Genomic DNA, 22,894 nt, shown 5'->3' on the forward strand with positions numbered 1-22,894 from the left:
CCCGCGTCGCGGCGCGCTGTTCCTCATCCCTCTCAACTTTGATGCTCGCTTCGGAGTTCTGGTCCAGGGAACAACGGCCCACGCCGCCCCCCACCGATGTTTGACAAGATCGTCCACGGAGCCCAAACTCAAACTCGTATCGAGTTCACTTTCATCCGACCAGTCGCGTCCTCGACGAGCAAGGGAGGCCGAAAATGGCTGAACGCGACGCAGGATCGAAGACTCGACACAGGTGAACACAAGCCCCGGAAACCAGCCTCGTAGGCCGGACGGGACGCTAAGGCGGGCCCTCGACGCGCACGGATGTACCCCTGCCCGCCAGGCTTTCAACCCTGGATGCCGAAGCCGCCGGACATTCCCGAGCCCGGCAGGGCGAAAACCGAGGCCGCGCTGGCGGTGGGAGTTCACGTCTGCTCCCGTGATGACGCCCGGCTTCGTAGCCTGTGACGAGTCAGGCCTGGTCCGCGAGCAGGAAAGGATCGCCGGGCCTGCCGCTGGCGTGGGGATCTCGGTTGATTCCAGTTCCTGCCCTCTGCGGCGTTCCCTTCCAGGATGTGCAGGGTGTGGCCGAACCCGGCCGCGTCGAGGTTGGTTCTGGACACGTGTCCGAGGTCCGACCCCAGCACGGCATCCTCGGCGACACCGGGGCCCCGATTCGCGCCACCCACCACGACCACCACCCACCACGACCACCACCGACCACGACCACCACCGACCAGTCGGGAAGCGACCCACCGTCACGACCCGCGGCAACCCTCACCACAGTGCTGGAACTCCCCGGCACACAAGGGAAGAACACCTCAGAACACACCGACACGTCACCGCTGACGTCCGCGACGACACAGCGCAGCGCGAACCACGGACGCCAGATGACGCCTACCTACTGGCATCCACTGCCGTATCCTCATCGGCGAACTGACGCCTCACACTTGCCCGCGAGCTGAAGGTCAGGACTCCGAGATCAGCGGTGGCGGTCCACCCGGCCAGAGTCTTGATCTCCGCGAACGTCGACAGGAGACGGGGTCGAAGCACGTCCGGGGCACGCGGTCAGCAGCGATTCGGCCCGCGGGGCGTGTCCTTTCGCGAGGGACATGTGGGGGTTGGGATCCTGTCAGTCGGAAACGTCGGTTTCTGCCGTGAGATCGGACAACAACAGACCGAGCACACGTTCCTCGTGCACCGGGATGCGTGCGTGGTCGTAGGCGAGCCGCAATTCCTGGACCGCAGTCGCGAGATCACCAGAAGTGCCGTGAGGAACGCTCAGACCGCACTCGTTGGCATAGGTACGTGTGTCGAAGCGCCACGACAGGGCACCGGGCGCCACAGAAAGCACTTGGTCGGCGATCGTGAACCCCGCCGGGTCGAAGTCCGCACGCGCGTGGATCGTGCAGCCCGCAGCGGTGAGCCAGGCGAGAAGATCCAGCGCGGCACCAGAAGCGATTCCGTCCGTGCACACCAATGGCGGGCACGACGGGCCGAGCGCGTCGGCGACGGCTTCCACGATGGTGGGGTTCTCACACACGAACACGTCGACCGCGGGAGCGGTCCAGTTCCCTGCGAGGGAACGCAGGGTCAGCCAGACAGGCTCGCCGAGAGCGGCGGCGCACAACCTCGCAGCCGGGGACTCACCGGTCAGCGGGAGGTTCAGTGCCAGCACGCGGGAGGACACCCCGTCGCACACCACTCCGGCCCCGGCCCACGCCGCGCGCCACGCTCTGCCGGCTCGCTGTGGTCGGGGAAGTCCGTGCACGATCGCCAGGAGACGGGCCACCCCGCGCCCCAGCAGCCGGTCGGCGTCAAGAGCATGCGCGTCGTGCACGGTGTCCGCGGCGAGTTGCGCGAGTCGTGTCCCCCTGCCCGTGGTACGCAGCCGGGCGATGACGCTCGCCACCTGTTCAGCCAGGCTTTGAAGCGCTCCTGAGCCTGGCCTCGGCAAACCGGGGTCCGCGAGCCACTGCTCCACCGCGGACGCGGACACACCCGCGCTGACGAGGTGTGCGGCGGCGCGCTCTCGTTCGCTTGCTGCCTCGGCCTGTGCGCGGTCGCGGTGAGCCCTGTCCGGTTCGATCCGCCTGCCGTGCAGCGCCTCGACCAACCCGAGCACGGTCAGGTGGTGCTCGGAGAGCTTCGCCGCGAGGTCCTGGAGCCGGACGGGTTTGCCGGTCAGCTCCCACCGCGTGCCGAGCAACAGCGCGACCTGCCGACGCTGCTCCGCGGTCAGCGCGAGGGTGGTGAGCGTTCCTGTTTCGGTGCGATGTCCGCGCCTGGCTCGGGTGTGGACGGCGTCGAGCACGGCCGCGGGACCTGGCAGGTGCGCCCAGTCCTCGATACCCGGCGGAATCGTGGCCGTCACTCCGCGTCCGCCTCGGCGAACAGGCCGTCCGTCGCCAACAGCGCCTCGTCGGCGCGTGGGTCGGAGGCCGGTAGTGGGACGCTGGTCCACTCGCCGCCGCACCACAGGTACGGAACGGCGTCGACACCGGGCAGACCCTTGTGCCTGGCCAAGTCGTAGACGGCCACCGCGGGGACGGTCGGGTACTTGCACCACTCGTCGTGGGCGGTCAGCATCACGTCCAGGTCGAAGCTCACCGTCAGGCCCATGAACGACGCCTTGATCTCCTCGTCCACCCCGGTCATCGCCTCGTCCAACCACACGCAGCGCGGGGCGTGCCCACCGGCCGCGTTGTAGGCCACGAACGCGGCGGCGAACAGCGGCTGGGACAGCAGCACGACCTTCTCGCCGCCGGACTTGGCGCCGTGCTTGGCGGCGTCGAACGCCACCCACCGGCTGGCCGGACCAGGCCGGTACTGCAACGAGATCTTCAGCCAACCGCGGTAGTCGAGGGCGGTGGACAGTTGCTCCCGCCAGTCGGCGGAGCCCCCGGCCGCCGCGTCCGCCCTGGCGGCGTCGATCTTGCGGGCGAGGAAGGAGCGCACGGTCTCCTGACGTGCGGGCGAGAGCTGGTGGTAGCCCTGCGTCAGCGCGTCCACCACGGTGCCCGCGTCCGGGTCGGTGGGATCGGGTTCCCACTTCAACTGCACGGCGTTGCCGTGCCGCGTCGGGTGGCTGATCAACTGCTTGTTGATGTCGGTGAAGGTCCGGGCGGTGTAGTCCAACCGGTCCTTGAGGTGCTCGATGAACGTCGAGCCGAGCAGGGTGGTCAACACCCGTTGCTGTTCGGAGTCGAACGCGTTCTCCTGCTCGCGGACCTGGTTGGCGAGCAGGTCCGCGGCGGCCGGGGGCGCCTGCCAGCCGGTCTTGCTGTCGGCCAGGACGGCCACGCGCTGGAGCGCGCCGTCGTGCTCCGGTTCCAGCACCCGGGCGTCGCGATCGGGCAGCAGCTCCTGCCGCAGTGCTTCGAGCCTGCTGTAGCAGTGCCGCCAGGCGCGGTCCACATCACCCGGTTCCGGCAGTTCGCGGCGCGCGGCGCGGGTCGACTCGCGCGCGGATTCCACGCTTCGGCGCTCAGGTTCCGCCAGACCGAGGGGCTGCGCGAGACCGGCGTCGTACACCTCCCACCACGCTTCGAGCACGGCATCCCGCCTGCGTTCGGCGGTCTGACGGCGTTCCTCGTGCCGCCCGAGGGTTTCTTCGGCCCGGGTGACCGTGATCCGGGCGCTGGTGAGCCGCTCCCCGAGTTCGTCGAGTTCACGGCCGACCCGCTCCACCAGGCGGTCCAGCTCGGCGCGGCGGTCCAACTGCGCGCGGACATCGCTGGTGAGCGCCTCCTGCGCGGTGCGCAGTCGAACCTCCACCTGTCGTTTGTGCCCACGCAGGGCGTTCAGTTCGCCATCGACACCGGCGAGCCTGCGCTGTGCGGTGGCGAAACCGCTTCGCGCCTGCGCCAACGTCGCCGCCCGCAGGTCGAGCAATTCCTTGCGCCGAGCCAGTTCGTCCACGGCATGGCGGTAGTCCTGCAAGGCCGCGTCGTGGACGGGCAGATCGTCCAGTGGGAAGGCGTGCTCGCTCGCGTAGGTGGAGAACGCCGCCCACGCGGTGTCCCTGGCCGTCTCGTTGACGCGGTGGGTGTCCATGGCCGCGGCCGCCTTGCGTTCGCTGTCGGCTGCCTGCCGTTCCCTCTCCCGCAGCGTGGTGACGGCGTCGGTGACCACGCGCTCTCCCGGCAGCCTCGCGATCTCCTCGCCGAGGTGCCGCAGGTCGTCCTCAAGTTCCTGGACCCTGGCCGCGATCGCGTTGGCCGTCTCCTCCAACTCAGCCAGTCGGGTCCGCAACCGGTGGATCTCCCGCTGCCTGGCGGACTCACGGGCGGTGGCACCGAGGTGGGAGGCGGGTCGGGCGACTTCGGCGCGCCCGGACAGAGCGGCGCAGCGCCACGTGCCGTCGGCCGCCAGCCAGGTTCCGGTCGCATCGTTGTCGGGGCGGGAGTCGTGCCAGCCAATCGCGGTGAGCACAGCGCGGATGACGGATTCCGGGACACCGCCGGCGGAAGTGGGTTCCAGCACCGCGGTCAGATTCGCATCAGCTCGGGTTTCCCCCGCGCGCACCACCACCGTGTCCGCCTGCTCGACGCCTGCCGCGGTGGTCAACCCGCCGTCAGGGCTCAGCCAGGCGTCGAGCACACCCGCGGCGGCGAGGGTCGCCTCCAGCAGGTCCACCTCGTCCGGCGACAACTCACCGACGGGCTGGACGCACCGCCAGAACGGCGCGCCCAGCCCACTGTCGGGCTCCGGCCGATCACGACGGCGCCACGTGTCCGGAGGGGCCGGTGGGCGCTCCGCCCGGTCCAGTACCGCCGCCAGTTCCGCCGTGATCTGGTCGTGTTCCGCCACGAGTTCAGCGCGCTCGTGCACCAGTGCCGTGCGCCGCGCGCTCAAGGTGTCGCGAACCTCGTTGACGTGCCTGGTGATCGCCGCCACGGGTGAGGAGCCGCGCTGTTCGGCCGGAGTCCTCGACGGGTCCACCGCGGTCAACTCGGCCACCAGGTCGCACCATTGCTCGACGACGTGCTCGTCCGCCTTGGCCAGGACGACGCTCGCGTTCCACTCCCTGATCTGCCTGCACAGCGTGTCGACCGCGGCCTCGACGCCCTCGTGCGCCAACTCCCGCCGCTCCACGGCCTCGTTCAGGTCCGACTCCCGGTCGGCCAGCAGGTCCGCCGACCTCGCCACGGCCGACTCGGCCCGCTCGAACACCGCACGGAGCTCCTGCAACCGGGCGAAGCGCTCCCGTCGGACCGAGAGGTCGGCGCGCAGCGCGGGCACGTCGCGCGCGGCGAGGTGCCGTGTGACCGACTGGTCCAGTCCGGCGAGGCGCCCGGCAGCCCGGACCCGCTCGGCCGCCCGTACCACCTCTGATTCGGCCTGCTCAGCGGCACGAGTGGCGCTCTTCTCGGTCTCGGCGGCTTTCGCCACGTCCTCAGCCGCCTCGGTGTGGCGCTCTTCGACTCCCCGGAGTTGTCCGGTCAGGGAACCGAGCTGTTCACGAAGCCCTTCGACGCGGTTCGCCGCGCTCATGGCGTCCTGGAACGCCTGGCTGTCCAGCAGCTCGCGCAGCTCCGTGCCGAGGTCGTCCCGCTGCGCTCGCACCTGGGAGATGCGTTCCTTCAGCTCGTCGGCTTCACCGCGGGCGGTGGCCAGCGCGTTTTCCGCGGCCCGGCGGTCTTTGGTGGTGCGGTCCAGTTCGGTGGTCGCCGCGGTCAGCGCGTCGGCGCGATGGCGCACGACGGTGCGTGCCCAAGGGGTCCAGCCGTAGCGGACGAACGCCGCCAGACTCACAGCCGCGCCGCGGATCTGTTCCACGGCCGTGCGCAGCTTCTCCAGGTTGTCCCACCCGTCGGCGAGCTGGGTGATCTCCGTGCTCGCGAGCGGTGGCAGGGCCGCACGCAGGGTCTCCGCCAGGCTGGCGGGGTTGAGCCGTTCTCCCAACTTGGGTTTGCGCAGTTGCTTGAGCAGCTCGGTCAGGTTGTCGTAGGCGTCGGAGCCCAGACCGAACAGCTCGGAGGCCAGCCTCTCGCGGTAGCGAGCGGCGCTGTCGGGCACCGTGACGCCGGGAACCTTCTTGAGCTCCTTCTGGTCGAGCGGCCGGCCCGCCCTGGACAACTGGAGATCGCGTCCCGGGCGCAGGTGGGTGATCAGGTGCCACGGGGTCACCGCGGACGTGCCGCTGCCCCGGCGGGCGCTGACACCGAGACCGCAGACGAAGTACCGCGCCGTGCCGTCGTCGTCGAGCCTGCCGAACTCGGCCCAGGCGTACCCCAACCCCGCGTCCGATGGCGGACGCGGGTCGTCGTCCTCGCCCGTGGGCAGCAGGTTGAAGCGCATGGTGCGGTGTTGGGACCCGAACGGGTCGAGCACGGACGGGCCGATCTCCCCGCGCAGCAGCATCAGGGTCGTCAGTTCGAGCACCTTGGTCTTGCCCGCCCCGTTGCCCCCGCGCAGCACGAGACGCCCGTCGGCGAACCAGAACTCCGCCTGGTCGTACTCCCACAGGTTGAGGATGCCCACGCGCAACGGCTGCCAGCGGTGGAGGCTCGGCTCGGGGAGGCCCCCCTTCATCGCTGCCGCCAGCCAGCGCTCGCGGTCAGGTCGCGGTCGGGTCAACCCTCGTCCTCCTCGTCCAGCTTCGCGTTCACGGCCACCACCCGAGGGTCGCGGAAGCGCGCTGCCGCGGCGGTCAACCGCCACGTGTCCGGGATTCCAGTCGGGCGCAACAGGTCCAGCGCACCCAGCCGATCCCGTGCCGTGGATTCCACGGCGTTGCCCACACGCAGTTCGTTGGTCATCGCCTTGGCGTGACGCGCCCGGACCTCGGACGCTGCCGCACGGAGGTCGTCGGCGGTGACGACCGAACCCGCACCGTGCGTGCGCACCAGTTCGTCCAGCACCATCAGGGCGGCGAAGTCGGCGGCGCGCTGCCGCGGAAACGGAAGGTCCGTGTCCGCTTCGTCGGCGGCGATGAGCGCCATCCCCTCCGCGCGCTGCTCGACCACCCACCCCGTCATCTCCGCGCACCAGGTCAGGACGCGGTGGCGCTGGCTGGTCAGGTAGTGCCGCTCGGCGTCGGTGAGGTCCTCGTACAGGACCACGGGCAGCTCGACCAGTTTGCGCATCAATCCGATCCGCGCAGCCGCCTCGTGGGGCGGTCCGTCGTCGCGCCCCCCGCTGAGAGCGACGCGCAGCGAGGCGGGGTCGACCAGGCGCAGCAACAGCTCACGGCGCACCTCGTACGCGCCGCCGATCGCATCACGATGGTGCGCCCACCCCTCTCGCCGCTCCTCGTCGTCACGACCAATCGGCCGCAGTGCCCCCATCGACACCAGCAGGCGAACGGCTTTGACGAACAGCGTGCGCTCGGCGTACCGGTCGGGGTCATAGGGTGCGAGCCCGACGTCCTCGTGCGTGGAGAGCACCCGGACCCGGTCGGACAGGTCCTGGGTGGTGGTGATGTCCTCGGCGTCCTCGGCCGCCGCCGCAGCGAGGATCGCCAGCACGAGGACCCGACGGGTCGGTGGCCGGAACCGTCGGGGCGCGACGACGACACCGTCAACGGGCAACCGGAACAACCGGGCGGCGGAGTCGGTCACCACCAGTCGGTAACCGAGCCGCTGGGTGAACCACTCGCCCAGCGCCACCCGGTGCACCCGTACGAGCGGCCACACGTCGGGGTGGGTGCGCCGGTCCAGCACCGGCGAGCGCAGAAGGGCGGTGAACGCCCGTTGCCGCTCAGCCGCGTCGCGGTTCACGCGGGCTCCATCTCGAAGTACCAGTTCAGGGTCGTCATGCTGCCGCTGTTCGCGCGCAGGCTCGTGGTGTGGTGCGCGTCCGCTGGTCGACCCAACGTGATGCGCCACCGGCCGTCTCCGGTCACCGCGGTCTCCGATCGCGTCCGCCGCACCACGCTGACGAACTCCAGCAGCAGGTCCAGTTCCGCGTCGGTGATCTCGCCCCATTCGGCCAGGTGCGTCCCGGAACGCCGACGTAACGCCGCCTCGGCGCCGCTCCGTGCGGCCAGAGCGGCGAGCCTGGCCCGTCGGGCGGCGCTCTTGCCCGTCGAGTAGTCCGGGATCTTGGTCCGCCTGCCGACCGCGGCGCGCGCACCCTGTTCGCGGAACCGGGCGGTGACCGGCGCGGGCGAGGCGGTCGTCCAGCTCAGGTCGTTGTCGTCAGCGGAGTCCGCCGCCAACAGCAGGTGGCGCGCGGAGAACGCGCCCACCGCGGTGTCCCAGATCCGCCAAGCGCTCTCGTCGTCGGGAGCGCGCTCGACGGCGACGGCCAGGGCCAGCAGTTCCGCCCGGCGAGTGACCGCGCCGCCGGTGTCCAGCAGGAGGTTCATGTTGCGGGCCCACGGGGCGATCAGATCACGCAACTGACGCCGCAGCTTCCGCGCCTGGCTGTCGCTGTCACCGAACCATGAGCCGAGAGCCACCCACGTGCGTTCCCAGTGATGTGCCTGGGAGGCCACCACTTCGTCGTCCGCCTCGCCGCCCAACGCGGCGCGAACGCACGCGCGCCACACCTCAGGGGTCAACAGCGGGTCAAGCTCGGCCACCAGCTCCGCGATCCGCGGTGTGTGGACGTCGACCTGCTCGCCCCACATACCGATGTAGGCGCGCAACGTCTGCCACAACAGATCCTGCTTGGCCGGGTCGGGTCCTCCCGACAAGGCGTGCGCCAACGTGCTCTGCCACCCGCGCGCGGCCTTGGCCATCGCCTCGTGCATTGCCGTGACCTGCTGGAATTCCGTGGCCGCGTGGGTGTAGGCCGCTTTGCGGATCGCTTCGGCGAACGCGGTCAGCCGCTCGTGAATCGCACGCGGCGCGAGGGTGAGGTCACCTCCGGCCTTCTCGGTGTCGTCGACCGACGACCAGAAGACGTGCAATCCCGCGGCTCTCGGCGTGAGCTGGTACCGGTCACGTCGGCGCAGGAAGTCCTCCCCGGAACGAGCAGGTTCCTGCCACCGGGTCAGAACCCGCCACTGCACCAAACGCTCCAGCCGCGCGTCGAGGTGCAGCACGTCCGGGGCGAGCAGGCGGTCGACGACCTCAGCCGGCACCTGCCCGGTGAGGTGCGCGCGAACGCCAGCGGCCACCTCGTCATAGGACAGACCGGTCAGGCTCGTGTCCTGCTCGGCCAGCAGAACGTCGACGATCACCCGGTACTGCGCCGCGAACCGCGAGGTGAGGTAGGCCGGAACGAGCTCCTGCCCCGGCAGCAGAGCCGACCACGGATCAGCGGACACCTCCGTCTCCGGCGTCTCGTCGTGATCATTCACTCCTCCAGGTTACGTAGGAGGGATGCCGACGCGAAAGCACGAGCAACACGTCACCCGTTCCAGTGAGTCCTTCATCGGGAACTGCGCTACGTTCCACGGCAAGCCGGGCGGTGCACGCCGAACAGTCGTGGCGCGTTCGTAGATCTCGACCTGTCGGGCGGACACGAAGTGAAGGCTGCACCGGTCGACGACGAGTCGTCGACCGAACCCGCCGAGTGCGCAGCGTCGCCCCAAGTCCCGCAAGAGGACAGTCAGGAACTCCCTGAGAGCCGCACCCCGGTCTAGCGGCGGTCCCCAGTCCGTAGAAGTCACCATCACGCACGGACGCTGGCTCGCGCAGGCGCCAGAAACCCCACTCACCCTGGACGATGACGGGTTTGGCGAACGCCATGCGCCGCAACGCGGAACTCCCCCAGCACCACGTCGGCGGCCGCGTAGGCGGGGCGTGGGCTGGTGAGCACCACGGCCTGTCTTCCCGCAGTGCCGTTGGCTCGCGTGGCTCGTTGTTGGACAGTGGCCCATCACCGGCCCGTCTTCCACGATGACCAACTGGACGGTTCGGCCATCTCGACTGAGCCCCGCCACACGTCGCAGGCGGTGAGGATCCCCTCCAGTTTGATCGAACGCGCCAGGCGGGAAACCACCGCCAGGAGCGGCACGTCCGGCTCCAACCCGTACTCGGCCCGGAAGCTCCCGCCGTCCACACCGGGGTGATCGCCCCGCACGTCGACCGGGGGCCCCAGGACCGTGACGTCGACGAAACCCTGCTCGACGGCGTACTCGCGCAGCGATTCGGAACCGACGACCAGGGGCGCGCACCGGGGCAGGAAGGACGTGAGCGTCATGTACAGGACGGTGGTGACGATCGGCACGCCCAACAGCAGGTGCGGCCCGAGGTAGGCCTCCACCGCGGGGAACCACTCGTATCCGTGCACGAGGTCGGCCCGGCGTCTCCTGGCCTCGCGGAGCAGCACACTGGGGGCGGAGTGCCGTGTCAACCTCGCCGCGCTCTGGACGGTCGTCTTCTGGATGGGAGAGAGGACGCCGACGTCCTGTGTGGCTACCCGGCGTCCGCACCGTCGCCGTACCCGCGGTCGGGAGGCGGAACTCCTCGATCGCCGTCAGGTTCACCACGCGTTCCTCAAGGCGTCAGTCTCGCGTTCCAGGTCCGTCAGGAGCTGTCGCCGGCCGTGGACGCGGCTGAACAGCGGGCCGCAGATCCTGGTCGCGGCGAGGACTTTCACCGGATCGGCGCGCAGGGGTGGGAATGGCGGCCACCGTCATCTCGGCGGCCTTCGCGGCGGCGACGCCGAGCAGGGAATCCTCCAGGGCGACACAGGATCCGGGGTGAACCGGCCAGCCGCCGTGCCGCCTCCAGGTAGACCTCCGGGGCCGGTTTGTACGCGGGCACACACGCGAGCCCCAGCACGAGCAGGCGGCACGGATGACTGCCGAGACAGGTCCGTGAGAACGCTCGACAACAACTCGGAATTCAGGGATTGCAGGCCCTGACGCCAGGGGGCTCCTGGGCGGCGGTTTCTGATCACCACCGGGAACCCTCGCGTCCCGGTGTCCTGACGACGCGACCGCGAAGCCCGAGTGAAGGAAAGAGGAGAAAACCCCTCTTTCCACTCTCAACTTATAGCGCACAGGGGGGCTTGCGGCAAGACCCCGGCCCTGCCGCAGAATCGCCGGCCGAAGCCAAAGCCCACGAAAACGGGAGTCGCGGAAATGCGTGTGTTGTTGTCGACGTACGGGTCACGCGGGGACGTCGAACCACTGGTGGGGCTCGCGGTGCGGTTGCGGGAACTCGGCGCGGAGGTGCGGATGTGCGCCCCGCCGGACGAGGACTTCGCGCGACGTCTCGCCGGCGTCGGCGTGTCGTTGGTGCCGGTCGGCCCGTCGGCACGCGCGCTGACAGCCGCGGCGCCACCGCCGTCGTCCCTGTCCCAGCAGGCGGCCGAATTGATCGCGAACCAGTTCGAGGTGGTCACGGCGGCAGCCCAGGGATGTGACGTCCTGGTGGTGACCGGCATGTTGCCCGCCGCGGCCGGCGCGCTGTCCGTGGCCGAGAAACTGGGCATCCGCTCCGTGTCGGTGACCTTCCAGCAGCTCACCCTGCCCTCGCCGCACCACCCGCCGCTGGCGTACCCGGGCCGGCCGTTCCCTCCGGAGGTGACCGACAACCGGGTGCTGTGGGACCTGGACGCCCAGAGCGTGGACGCGTTGTTCGGCGAGGCGCTCAACACCAACCGGGCGTCGTTCGGCCTGCCACCGGTGGACAACGTCCGGGACTACGTCATCGGCGACCAGCCGTGGCTGGCCACAGACCCGATCCTGGACCCCTGGCGGGAGACACCGGACCTGGACGTCGTCCAGACCGGCGCATGGATGCTGCCAGACGACCGCCCACTCCCTGACGACCTCGTGGCGTTCCTCGACGCCGGAACACCTCCGGTGTACGTGGGCTTCGGCAGCATGCCCATGCACGCCTCGGCCGATGTCGCCCAGGTGGCCATCGAGGCGGTCCGCGCGCAGGGGCACCGCGTGGTCGTGGCCCGCGGCTGGGCCGACCTGTCCCTGGTCGACGACCGGGACGACTGCTTCGCCGTCGGCGAGGTCAACCACCACGCGCTGTTCGCCCGGGTGGCCGCCGTCGTGCACCACGGCGGCGCGGGCACCACGACGACGGCCACGCGAGCCGGTGCGCCCCAGGTGGTGGTTCCTCAGGCAACGGACCAGCCGTACTGGGCCGGGCGGGTGGCCGAACTGGGCATCGGCGCGGCCCACGACGGCCCGACTCCGTCCTTCGAGTCCCTGTCGGCCACGCTCAGGACGGCCCTGGCGCCCGAGACCAGCGCACGAGCGGCCGCCGTGGCTGGCGCGATGCGCACCGACGGGGCGACGGTGGCCGCGAAGCTGCTCCTCGACGTGATCAACCGCGAAAGGCCGTCAGTGTCCGTGTGAACCACGGACGACCGTGCACCACGCGGGACCGTCGGGGTCGGAGAAGGCGCCGCCCCGCCGCTGGGTTCGCCCCAGCGGCGGGGCGGTCGCGGCCCTGTCCCCGACCGTCAGGACCGCGGAGTCTCGCCACGAGAGCCTCAGGGCTTGGTGTGGCGAGGCGACATGCCGGGCACGCCGTGCGGCGGTGGATGCATGGGTTCCGCGGCCGTGTCCTTGCCCACCGGCGACCCACCCCGCGTGTGCGGCGCCGGCTGGGTCTCCTGCTGTTCACCGGGAGAAGGTTGGGCACCGGAGCGGAGCTCGTCCAACCGGGTGGTCATGATCTGCACGACGGGGACCCGGTTGGCGTGCTCCCGCTCGTAGTCGAGCAGACGGGACAGCGCGTCCTCGTCCAGCGAGCGGATGCGGTGCCGAAGGTCGTCCAACGTCAGCTCGTCGTAGTGCGGAAGTGGCGCCTGGTCCTCACTCGCCATGCCCAGCCCCTCGCTCGCTCGTGACCCGACGGGTCGCGACCAACGCCGCCGTGACGGCACACCGAGTCGATGCTGGCTGACCAGGTCGGCTGCCGCCCGGCTGGGAACCCGTCCAGGGGACGGCCACCAGCCGACCGGGCAACACCACCGGGAGTCCTCAGTCAGGGGTCTGGCCACAGCCCGGGCACGACAGGGCTGTGTCCAGCCCAAGCTTCGCCGCGGTTGTCACTGGGCGTGCCCGTCGATCAGCTCAGCCGTGTGACCGTCGCGTTCGGCGTCGAGGGCGTTGAGCATCAACCCGCGTTGCTGTTCGGACATCCGGTCGGCTGCCTCCTCGGGCAGCAGCCAGGCCCATTCGGCGATCTCGGCGTGGTCCTGCCCGACGCGCGCGTCGGGGAGGATGGCGGCGTAGCAGTAAACGACGAACGTGGCACCAGGAAAGCCGTCGACGCCGAACGTTCCTGCGGGAATCCACTCGACGGCCAGAAGCCGACCGAGGGTGATGTCGACGTCGTGCTCCTCCTTCAGTTCGCGGACCGCGGTCTGTCGCGGATGTTCACCGTCGTCGAGGCATCCGCCGGGGAGTTGCCAGTAGTCTCGCCCGACAGTGCGAGAGACGAGCACCAGCTCCGGCTGGAGCGGATGATGGACGAGGGCGTGGGCGGCGACGCGGACGGCGTACAGGCTGAGGGTCCAGTTCCTTTCGACGTCCTGTGGCGAGTCACCGTGTGCGTTGATCATCACGGGTCGGCACGGTAGCCACGCCAGACCAGCACCGGGCACGGCAGACGAGCCGATTCCCCCACTTGGCGGCGTGCGCCAACCCACGATCCCGCCGCCGTCGCCCAGGTCTGGGCGTCCTCGGTTGTTGCCGGCCGGGCGGCAGCGATGGTAGGTCACCGTCGGTGCTGCGGACCGCGGATCGTGGTGCTGGAAGCGTCGCCGACGTGATACGTCTCGGTGTGGGACACCGCGAACAATCATTTGTAGCGGGTGGAAGTAGCTCGCCTGAGCGGGAACCCGCCGGATTTGGGAGTTCGGGTGGGGAAACCGCCGCGACCATTCGGCTGGTAAGGCCGGTCATGTCAGCGTGATGCTGGTGCCGAGTCGCGCGGCGATCCTCGGCGCGGCGCCAAGCGGATCAGGCCACGGACCGGGTTCCTGGTCACTCCGAGGCATTCTGGCGTTCACCGATGTCAGCCATGACCGATACGGCGCGGATCGGCGTCTCCTATGATCTTGCACCGTTGGAACACGCCGGACAGCGGTGTGCGTCAAGGGGGAGAGTTGAGGATTCGTGGAGTTGGGTTGTGGATGGCGCTTGCCCTCACAGCCTGTGTGTCCTGTACGACGGTCGTCAGCGGGACGCCGCTCGGCCCTGGTCGTTCCGGTTCGGTGGAACGGCCCAGCGACCGCCCGGCCGAGGCCGTGCTCTCGGCGCTGCGCCAGCTCGACGCATGTGCCCTGGTCGACCCGTCCGCGGCGAAGTCGGCCGGGTTCGCTCGCTCGGTGCCGGAGGGGCCACACACCTGCGACTACCTGGGCAACGGGGGCGACAAGGCCGAGGTGCGGATCGGTCATCACTTCGACCACGGCAGTCGCTACCGGTCGGAGCCGATCGAGCTCGGCGGCGTGCGGGCGTACCTCTTCCGGGGAGAGCAGAAGGAGAAGGCGCCGTGCGAGCTGAACATCCCGGTGAGCTTCACACTGTCGATCAGACTCGACGTCAGGCGGGGTGAGTCAACGTCCAGTGACACGTGTGCCCAGGCCAGGGCCCTCGGCGGCGCGGCGGCCGCCCGACTGGCCACTCCGGACGCGCTGAAGGTCGACCCCGCCACGCGTCCACTGTCCGACTGGGACGGTTGCACCCTGGCCAGGGCCGCCACCCCCCAGCGGCCGGACCTGCGTGTTTCGACAGCGATCCAGGACTCGGTGGACGAGTGCAGGTTGGAGGAGGACAAGAAGGACACGAAGGACACGAAGCAGGCCGGCACGTTCGTCTGGTTCAAGATCCGCTACACGAGCGACCCGCTTCAGGGCAATCACGTGAAACGCCAGATCGGGGGCAGGACGGCCGCGGTGATGGATTTCGGCGACAACTGCTGGGTGAGCTGGGCGCACGGTCCCTCGGGTAACTCGGACAAGTTGGCGTCGCATGCCGTGGTCGAGGTGAAAACCCAGGGTTGCGACAACGTCGCGAACATCGCCGCGGAGGCGATGAGGGTCCTCGCGGGCGCGCCGCCGTCCCCCGCGGCGCCGCAGCGTCCCCTCACCTTCCGTCCGGATGAGCCGGACGGCGATGCGCCGGGCGCATGCGTGGACTTCACGAGCGCGGGATCGTCGATGGGGTGCGAGCCCCACGTCGCCGCCCGAGTGCCGACCAACAAGAAGGACCTGATGGTCGCAGCGGACAAGAACCCGAACGTCACCTGCTCCATGGCGGACGAGATTGTTCGGCAGGTCTTCGGTCAGGAGATGCGGCCCATCGTCTACGGCGGCCACTGCTACTGGGGCGAGCCCACCCATGCGGTGGCGGTCAGGGTGACGCTGACCCCGCGCTACGCACCCGACCAGTTCGGCCAGGACCCGTCCCTGTACCAGAACCGGCAGAAGAAGACTTTCGGGGGCGCGCCAGGCGTGTCGTGGACCGCCAGCAAGGGCACCCAGTACGAGATCTACCTGTCGACGACCGGGGACATCACCAAGCCGGGTTACCTGGCTGGCGAGGTGCAGGCGTGGCCGGCCCGCGGCTCGGCCGACGCCACTGCCGACACCAGCAAGCTCAGCAGACTCGACCAGGTCATGACGATGCTGGCCGAGCGGTACCTGCGGTGAGCCTCGACCCTCGTCGGACCCTCCCGGCTGGACGGTGTCCCGTCTGGCGGAGGCGCCTCGACGGTCGGATCTGAGCGGCCGGGGAGGGCACCCGGGCCATCCGGCCCCCGTGCCCTCCCCATCGCGGTCGCGGCGTCATTCAGACGGCGAGATCCCGGCTTCCTCGGGCTTCAGGGGCCGGAGAAGCACATCCCTGATCTGCGCCAACCACTCGACGTGACTGATTCCTGACTTCCTGGTCGGCTCGTAGAGGAATTACCTCGTCTCATCCAGAGCGTCTCCGCCTCATCTTCGGACACACGCGTTGCGAACAGTTCGTTGATCTCGTTCAACAGGTTGTTCACGGTGTCTTGGCATTCGTTGGCGACGAATGATTCCACCATACCGAGAGGGGTGGGTGCGAGCAGGTCGTAGTCCTGGTGGAAATAGCACCGCGCGAGGTAGACCAGGGTCTCAGTCATGGCCCATCCTGGCATGTTCGCGACACCCACGTCCTCGGCGGCGCGCTAGGTTGAACACGGGCGCCGCGCTGCCCCGCCCGCGCCGGCGTTCGCCCCGGCTACGGGTGGATGAGCAGACGGGAGTCGTCATGAAGTACCGCCAGCTCGGCCGGTCGGGCCTCCGGGTGTCGGTGCTCGCGCTCGGGACCGCGACGTTCGGGAGCACCGGCGCCCTGTCCTCCTGGGGACACACGGACATCGCGGGCGCCCGTCGCCAGATCGACCTGTGTCTGGAGGCAGGGATCAACCTCGTGGACACCGCCAACGCCTATTCGGCTGGCCGGTCCGAGGAGATCGTCGGCAAGGCCCTGGAGGGTCGACGTGACGCGATGCTGATCTCGACGAAGGTGCGCTTCCCGATGGGTGAGGGCCCCAACGACGCCGGGCTGTCGCGTCACCACGTCCTCGCCCAGGCCGAGGCGAGCCTACGTCGGCTGCGCACCGACCACATCGACATCTACCACGTCCACGAGTGGGACGGTCAGGTTCCGCTGGAGGAGACCCTCGAAGCGCTGGACTCCCTGGTCCGGGCGGGGAAGGTGCGCTACCTCGGGGTGTCGAACTACACCGGCTGGCAGCTCATGAAGGCGCTCGGGATCTCCGAACGCCATGGTTTCCACCACTTCGTGAGCAACCAGATCTACTACTCCCTGGAGAGCCGGGACGCCGAGTACGAACTGCTGCCGCTGTCGGTGGACCAGGGCCTGGGCGTGCTGGTGTGGAGCCCGCTGGCGGGAGGCTTGCTCACCGGCAAGTACCGCCGCGACCGCCAGCCCGAGCAGGGGCGACATCTCGCGGGATGGAGCGAGCCTCCGGTCCGCGACGTGGAGAAGCTCTACGACACCGTCGAGGTCATCGTGTCGGTCGCGGAGGAGCGCGACGCGACAGCGGCGCAGGTCGCACTGGCCTACCTGCTCGCCAAGCCCGCCGTCAGCAGTCTCGTCGTCGGCGCGCGCGACGACGACCAGCTCGTCGAGAATCTCCGGGCCGCCGACCTGGAACTGACCGAGTCCGAGATCGGCCGGCTGGACGCGGTGAGCGCGCTACCACTGATCTACCCGCACTGGCACCAGGCCAGCATCCCCCTCAAGTTCCGAGGCCCGTCCGATCTGGTCCTTCACCCGCGGTGACGCCTGATGTCGAACACGTTTCGGATCTGTCCACAGTAGACACAACGCGCAGGACGAGCGGGCGGCCATCCTGTTCTTGTGTCGCGGACGGTGCTCCCGCCACGCTTGCCGCCACGGCGGGCGCGGCGAGTGCGCCCGCCCAAACCCAGACACCCTTACTACGCAACAACTCCATCCTGTCGACCCCTAAGCGAGGCGGAACTCCCCTAACAGTCAGCCTGGGTGGACGAGGGCGCGGGGGCACCCCACAGGGTGTGGGGTGCCCCCGCGTCCTGCTCGCTCGGGGCACGGCGTCGGACGCTGCCGGTTCCTGGGCCAGGGGATGGTCCGGGGCGACGAACACCTCGGAGGAGAGCCGGCGGATGTCGACCGACGCCTGGCGGACCGCCACGAGGCCATGCTGCGCCGACGCGCCCTCGGCGGCTACCGCCGCGACCTGGACGGGGTGGACCTCGACCAGCTCGGGGCGGCGGGCAGGGCGGTGATGGCCGACGGCCAGCCCCGGAGGACGACCGAACTCGTGCGGATGCTCGCAGCACGCTTCCCGACGTCGACGCCGCGTGCGCTGGGCGAGATGCTGATCCCCGCGCTCATCCCGGTGGCGCAGATGCCGCCGCGCGGGCTGTGGCGCGCCAAGGGAGGAGTGCGCAACATCCTGCTCTCCTCGTGGCTGGGCCGCGAGGTCGAGCCGGCAGGGGAAGGAGCCGACCCGGTCGGCCAGGAGCTCGTCCGGCGTTACCTGGCCGCGCTCGGCCCCGCGTCCGTCGCGGATCTGCGGGCCTGGTGCGGCCTGGCCGGCCTGCCCGCCGCGGTGGGGGCGATCCACGACGAGCTGGTCACCTTCCGCGACGAGAACGGCCGCGAGCTGATCGACCTTCCCGACGCGCCGCGGCCGGCTCCCGACACGCCCGCCCCGGTGCGGTTCCTGCCGGCGTTCGACAACGCCATCCTCGGCTACCAGGACCGTGGGCGGATCATCGACGACGTCCACCGCGGCCTGTCGGTCGCCGGCGCCCGCGTCATCCTGGTCGACGGCCGGGTCGCCGCGACCTGGAACGTCGACGCGGGCACCGTGGTCGTCACCCCGCTACGACCGTTCCCCCGAGCCGAGCGCACCGACGTCGCCGAGCAGGGGCGGGAACTCGCCATGTTCCTCTCGGACCACGAGACCGACCGCGTCCAGGTCGCGGCGTCTCCTCGCTGACCGGTGGCCCCGCGCGGTGCGTTGTAAGCGCCGGTCAGGCTCCCGCGCAACGCCGCGAGGTGCTCCACGATGAGGGAGGAGCGCAGCGGCCCGCTCAGTCCTCATGGCACGACGAAGGACAACAACCTCAGCCGACACCTCGTCGGTTCGGGTCGTCGTCGCGCAGACCACCGCCCCGAACAGGCTCAGGGTGACCCGCCACATCGTGAGCGGTGGTCGCCAGCACGGCAGCCGCACGTGGACGCGGCAGCCTCCTCCCCAGCGAGGAACCGGCGGCGTCGAGCCATGACAGGTTCCTGAACGCCCTGGGCCGTCGGTGTTGCCACCTTCTCACGCGTGGCGTACGGTCTGCCGTCACGCCGCCCCCTTCGGGTGCCTCGGTGCTGCCGAGGACCTGCTGACCTGCTCCCTGCCTCGGCTCCCCTGCCGTCGCTCTGAGGAAGAAGAGGGCACAGTCGGATGTTCGCGAACCCCGTGCGCGCCACGCAGACCGCAACAGCTCGGAGGCCAGGGCCCCAGGCAGCGAACAGAACCGCCGCATTCCGTGGCCGTGTGCCCGGAGCACGGACCTCGCCCGCCGCGTCCAGCATGTGAGAACCGCGCCCGGCCTCAACGCATGACGGGAAGCAACGAACTCGCCGCCTGTGCGGACTGCTGCCACTTCCGACGGAGCGGAGGATGGGCGATGTCGGACGAGATGCGGGAACACGTCGACGCGGCGGACGACCGGTCGTTCGAGAAGGTGCTCCGTGCCGCGATCCAGCGGAGCGGACTCGGCCTGGAGCGGATCCGCCATCGTCTGGCCCAGCGGGGATGTCAGGTCAGCGTGGCCACGCTCAGCCACTGGCAGTCCGGCCGGCGCCGACCCGAGCGGCCCGAGTCGATGATGGCGCTGGCGCTGTTGGAAGAAGTGCTCGCCCTTCCCGAGGGCGCCCTGACCTGCCTGTTGGGCCCGCCGCGCCCGCGCGGGCTCAGCAGGAACGGGCAGCGCCGGCTGCCGGCCGAGACCGTGTGGTCGACCGAGCCGCGGATACCGGCGCTGTTGCGCAGTGTGGAGTCCGAGGACGAGTACCTCGTCCGGCTCAGCCAGCACAACCTGGTGCGACTCAGCCCGCAGGGCGCCGAGCAGTCCGTGCACGTGCGCCTGGTGCTGCGCGCCACGCGTTCCGGGGTGTCGCGGCTTTCCGTCGTGTGCATGCTCGACCGCCCACATCCACGCAGCCCCGAGCTTCGCCCGCTGCGGCACTGTTCGGTCGACACCGCGACATACCTGCCCGATGAGGGTTATCTGGTCGCGTCTGTCGCTTTCGACCGGGAGCTGGCCCGTGGCGACTCCCTGATGGTGGAGTACGAGGTGCGGCACCCGGCCTCACCTCACCCGTCGACGTACTGGGAGAACAAGCTGCGTTTCCCAGTGCACGAGTACTACGTCGAAGTCGCCTTCGATCCCCGAGCGGTGCCGTCCCGCTGCGCCTGGCAGGTGACGGGCGACAAGGACGTGAGGCGGGGCGGCGAGGCGCTGCTGGACGGGTCGCACTGCGTCCAGCTCGCCCTCTCCGACGCCGCTCCCGGGTGTTACCGGATCTCCTGGGAGTGGTGACGGACCGGGCCGTTACCGCCGGGCCGCTCCACGCGACGCGAACCGCGCTCACGTCTCGATCCTTCGCGTGTGACCGGCGAGCGGAATAACTGCCAAATGTAAATCGTCGGGCTCAAGCACGTTACGACGAACGCAGGTAGCCGCGACTGGCCGGCGGAGCGAGAGTGAACGCGGCGGTGGAACACCGCCCTGCCAGCGTCATCACTCCCTGCTGGGGTGCGGTCCGACACCCCTTCCCCTGTGGCAGAAGGAGAAACCCCGTGTCCACTGTGTCCAGACGAAGGACCGGACGGCTGTCCCTGGTCCTCGGAGCCACCGTCGCGGCCGCCACGCTCGCGCTGTCCCCCTCGGCCGGCGCCGAGCCCACGCCCTCGTCCGACCAGACGCCGAACGGCCTGGTGCTGACCCATCCCCTCAGCGACAACAGCCACCTCCGCCTCGACGAGTCGACCCGAACGGTCGCCGCCGGGCCCGCAGAACGCACCCTCAACTTCCAGGAGCAGGTCCAGCAGCAGACCAACTGGTGCTGGGCCGCGACCGGCGTGAGCATCGAGCAGTTCCACGGCGCGGCCACCTCGCAGGCGGAGTTCTGCGCGGCGGGCAAGGGCACCTCGGCCGGCAACTGCCCCAACCAGGGCGGGACCATCCCCGAGATCGTGCGGGGCTTCCAGCGCACCGGGTTCTCGGCCAGGAGCGCCGGCGGGGCGGTGTCCTTCGCGACGATCACCAGCCAGATCGACGCCGGCACGCCCATGCTGGCCGGGATCTACTGGACGCAGGGCGGCGGCCACGCCGAGGTGATCTACGGCTACGACTCGTCGAACCAGACGTTGAACGTCGCCGACCCGTGGCCGACCTACCAGCGGTACCGGACCCAGTCGTACAACAGCTTCCTGCGCAACCAGCAGTTCACCTGGGGTGACACGGTCACCAACATCTCCCGGGGTCGGTGACCGGCGGTGACCAGGTCTGCGGGCCGTCTGCTGGGCGCGCTCGTCCTGCTGCTCCTCACCCTGGCTGGGGGAACCGGTGGTACGGCGGCGGTGGCCTCGGCGCCACCGGTGTGGGCGCCACCAACTCCGGAGCAGGTTTCCGCCGCGGTGGCCGCCGCTCACTCCACCGAGGCGATCGGCTACGCGCGCAGCAACTTCCGCGGACCTGGTCACCAGGACCCGGGCGCCATCACGGTCGAGACGACCGGGGTTCCGGTCTACGCGCTCGACCCGGCGTTCGTCCGGGGTGAGACAGTCGGTTCCGTCGCGACACTCGCCTACGTGGCCGTTGTCGCCCACGCCCAGAACGGCGGCACGGCCACCATCCAGGTCACCCCGGCCAGCCCGGGTCACCTGGGCACGGAGTGGCGAGTGGACACCGTGCTCTCCGGGGACGACGAGCGCCAGCTCGCTGGCCAACTCCCGTCCGACACGGTGTTGCTCAGCGAACCCCAGATCAACGGTTGGTACGCGCTCAGCGACGACGGAGTCCGCCTGTTACGGGCCAGCCTGCCGCAGTCGGCGGTCGGCGTGTTCGTCCCGCTCGGCGAATACCAGCGGCAGGTCCGCGATCGCTACGCCGACAAGCAACCCGGCTCAGCACATCACCGCGACAGCCGCCCGGCTGGGGAGCAGCAGGCCCAGCCGTCCGGCGCGCCGCGAGGTGCGCGGTCGTCCGAGTCGTCCAGCTCGGTTCCGTGGTTGGCTGCTGCCGTGGCCCTGCTTCTCGGTGTGGCCTACCTCGCGCGAAGGAGGTGCCGCACGAAACACATCCCCCAGTGACTCTCCGTCTACTGTGGATCGTCCTCCCATCGACGGTTGTGTCCACACTGTTCCATCCTCTGCCTGAACGCTCCTCGGTGCGGGGCGGCGGAAGGCGGTCCTCCCTGGCCGGAGGACCGCCTTTCGCCAGCCCTCAGGGCTGTCGACGAGCGTGAGCGGGGCTCCCCGTCGCACTTGACGAGTATCGGGCACCCCTTCGATGCCACTTCAGTGCTGGCTGGCTGGGATCGGCGCGTCGAAGGTGTCGACAACGAACTCAGACACACACACGTCGTTCTCGCTGTCGCCCTCTTCTCGCGAGAGCGAGTGAAAACGGACCCAATGCCCTTCCCTGCTCGCGGTTCTGGCAACGCTCAGCGTGGCGTTGACGGGGTTTCCGATGGTCTGCTCCTGGGAGGTCCATGTTGACAGGACTGCGACGCCCTCGGGGAGAGCCCAGGCCCGTGGTTCCGCGCTGGCAGGCACGAAGGGCTCGTCGCTCAGAAGCTCCACGACCCAGCCGATCTCACCATCCGGGTCGACCTCGTTCGTCACGCGGACGCCGAGTCCGATCATGTAGGCCGCGTCGACGTACTCCTCGAAGTCTGGAGTTCGATCGTCGAAGTAGACAAGGCGCAGACGCCTGATCGCGCCGTGCACGCCGTACGTGCCCGGCTCTGGCTCACAGTGCTGACGAAGGAATGACGTGACGGCCCTGCGAACCGCTTCGGGCAGTTGACGCAGCACCTCGTCCAGAGCCTTGTCCTCACGTTCGGCGAGGTAGGCGTTCAGTTCCGCGACGAGGGAGTCCGTCAGGGCGAGGTCGTCGGCTCCCAACGTCGTCACGACCTCAAGTGTGTCCGCCGGGTCGTCGAGGAGTGCGAACACGCGACCCTTTCCCGGGCTCCTGTACGCGGCGAACTGACGCACCGACATGTCATGCCTCCATCACAGCCAGCGCTTCGACACTCCGAGACAGCACGATCACGTGCCAGTGCTGCGGCAGCCGGCTGAGCTTCATCGGCAGAGCTGCGCGCTCTGTCGCATCGGGTTGAGAACGCTGTCGGTTCGGGTACCGCCCGGACCGCATGGCGCAACTCACGGTGCCACACCACGCACTCACGGTCAACAGGAGCTTGATACGCGGCGCCGAGACTGGTTATCAAGGCAGCCCGCCGTTGGACCCGGGGGTCGGGAGG

Annotated in this window: 16 protein-coding genes; 7 read left to right on the top strand and 9 right to left on the bottom strand. The window is 69.7% G+C overall.

Annotation, left to right across the window (positions count from 1 at the left end):
• Positions 1-1,111: 1,111 nt before the first annotated feature.
• From LX15_RS04000 to LX15_RS04020, 5 genes are all read right to left on the bottom strand, one after another.
• Positions 1,112-2,353, bottom strand: a complete 1,242-nt coding sequence (locus LX15_RS04000) for a DUF2399 domain-containing protein (protein ID WP_253668093.1) — start codon at positions 2,351-2,353, stop codon at positions 1,112-1,114.
• Positions 2,350-6,561, bottom strand: a complete 4,212-nt coding sequence (locus LX15_RS04005) for a TIGR02680 family protein (protein WP_253668094.1) — start codon at positions 6,559-6,561, stop codon at positions 2,350-2,352. The genes LX15_RS04000 and LX15_RS04005 overlap by 4 nt, the downstream gene beginning before the upstream one ends.
• Positions 6,558-7,703 (bottom strand): TIGR02678 family protein, encoded by a 1,146-nt coding sequence (locus LX15_RS04010; RefSeq protein ID WP_253668095.1) that lies wholly within the window; start codon positions 7,701-7,703, stop codon positions 6,558-6,560. Before LX15_RS04010 ends, LX15_RS04005 begins: the two co-directional genes overlap by 4 nt.
• A complete protein-coding gene (locus LX15_RS04015; protein ID WP_253668096.1) occupies positions 7,700-9,232 on the bottom strand; it encodes a DUF2397 domain-containing protein in 1,533 nt (510 codons plus the stop codon). Before LX15_RS04015 ends, LX15_RS04010 begins: the two co-directional genes overlap by 4 nt.
• 521 nt (positions 9,233-9,753) lie before the next feature.
• Positions 9,754-10,230 (bottom strand): glycosyltransferase family protein, encoded by a 477-nt coding sequence (locus LX15_RS04020; protein WP_253668097.1) that lies wholly within the window; start codon positions 10,228-10,230, stop codon positions 9,754-9,756.
• A 733-nt stretch (positions 10,231-10,963) separates the two neighbouring features.
• Here LX15_RS04020 and LX15_RS04025 point away from each other — a divergent pair.
• Positions 10,964-12,199: a glycosyltransferase gene (locus LX15_RS04025; RefSeq protein WP_253668098.1), complete on the top strand. Its 1,236-nt coding sequence runs from the start codon at positions 10,964-10,966 to the stop codon at positions 12,197-12,199.
• A 137-nt stretch (positions 12,200-12,336) separates the two neighbouring features.
• Here LX15_RS04025 and LX15_RS04030 read toward each other — a convergent pair whose 3' ends face one another.
• Positions 12,337-12,672, bottom strand: coding sequence for a DUF8129 domain-containing protein (locus LX15_RS04030; RefSeq protein ID WP_253668099.1), 336 nt, complete (start codon positions 12,670-12,672; stop codon positions 12,337-12,339).
• A gap of 225 nt (positions 12,673-12,897) precedes the next feature.
• Positions 12,898-13,413, bottom strand: coding sequence for an NUDIX domain-containing protein (locus LX15_RS04035; RefSeq protein WP_253668100.1), 516 nt, complete (start codon positions 13,411-13,413; stop codon positions 12,898-12,900).
• A gap of 573 nt (positions 13,414-13,986) precedes the next feature.
• Between LX15_RS04035 and LX15_RS04040 the strand changes: the two genes are divergently transcribed.
• Complete coding sequence (locus tag LX15_RS04040) at positions 13,987-15,507, top strand: DUF3558 family protein (protein ID WP_372502239.1); 1,521 nt, start codon at positions 13,987-13,989, stop codon at positions 15,505-15,507.
• A 170-nt stretch (positions 15,508-15,677) separates the two neighbouring features.
• On the opposite strand, the gene LX15_RS04045 is transcribed toward LX15_RS04040, so the two are convergent.
• On the bottom strand, positions 15,678-15,968 hold the full coding sequence (locus LX15_RS04045; protein ID WP_253668102.1) for a contact-dependent growth inhibition system immunity protein: 291 nt from the start codon (positions 15,966-15,968) through the stop codon (positions 15,678-15,680).
• Between the two features lie 128 nt (positions 15,969-16,096).
• Between LX15_RS04045 and LX15_RS04050 the strand changes: the two genes are divergently transcribed.
• The 5 genes from LX15_RS04050 to LX15_RS04070 all read left to right on the top strand — a co-directional run bounded on the left by LX15_RS04050 (position 16,097) and on the right by LX15_RS04070 (position 21,716).
• Entirely contained in the window at positions 16,097-17,137 is a 1,041-nt protein-coding gene (locus LX15_RS04050; RefSeq protein ID WP_253668103.1) for an aldo/keto reductase, read from the top strand.
• Positions 17,138-17,396: 259 nt separating this feature from the next.
• Positions 17,397-18,341 carry a winged helix DNA-binding domain-containing protein gene (locus LX15_RS04055; RefSeq protein ID WP_253668104.1) on the top strand — a complete coding sequence of 315 codons (945 nt, stop codon included), beginning with the start codon at positions 17,397-17,399 and terminating at the stop codon, positions 18,339-18,341.
• Positions 18,342-19,026: 685 nt separating this feature from the next.
• Positions 19,027-19,941 (top strand): XRE family transcriptional regulator, encoded by a 915-nt coding sequence (locus LX15_RS04060; RefSeq protein WP_253668105.1) that lies wholly within the window; start codon positions 19,027-19,029, stop codon positions 19,939-19,941.
• A gap of 260 nt (positions 19,942-20,201) precedes the next feature.
• Positions 20,202-20,894: a papain-like cysteine protease family protein gene (locus LX15_RS04065; protein ID WP_253668106.1), complete on the top strand. Its 693-nt coding sequence runs from the start codon at positions 20,202-20,204 to the stop codon at positions 20,892-20,894.
• Between the two features lie 6 nt (positions 20,895-20,900).
• The gene (locus LX15_RS04070) at positions 20,901-21,716 is read left to right on the top strand and encodes a hypothetical protein (protein ID WP_253668107.1); all 816 of its coding nucleotides are present in this window, start codon (positions 20,901-20,903) and stop codon (positions 21,714-21,716) included.
• 207 nt (positions 21,717-21,923) lie between these two features.
• On the opposite strand, the gene LX15_RS04075 is transcribed toward LX15_RS04070, so the two are convergent.
• The gene (locus LX15_RS04075; RefSeq protein WP_253668108.1) at positions 21,924-22,631 is read right to left on the bottom strand and encodes a hypothetical protein; all 708 of its coding nucleotides are present in this window, start codon (positions 22,629-22,631) and stop codon (positions 21,924-21,926) included.
• Positions 22,632-22,894 lie beyond the last annotated feature (263 nt).

It is taken from the genome of Streptoalloteichus tenebrarius (assembly GCF_024171885.1).
In the GTDB taxonomy this organism is placed as follows: Bacteria; Actinomycetota; Actinomycetes; order Mycobacteriales; family Pseudonocardiaceae; genus Streptoalloteichus; species Streptoalloteichus tenebrarius.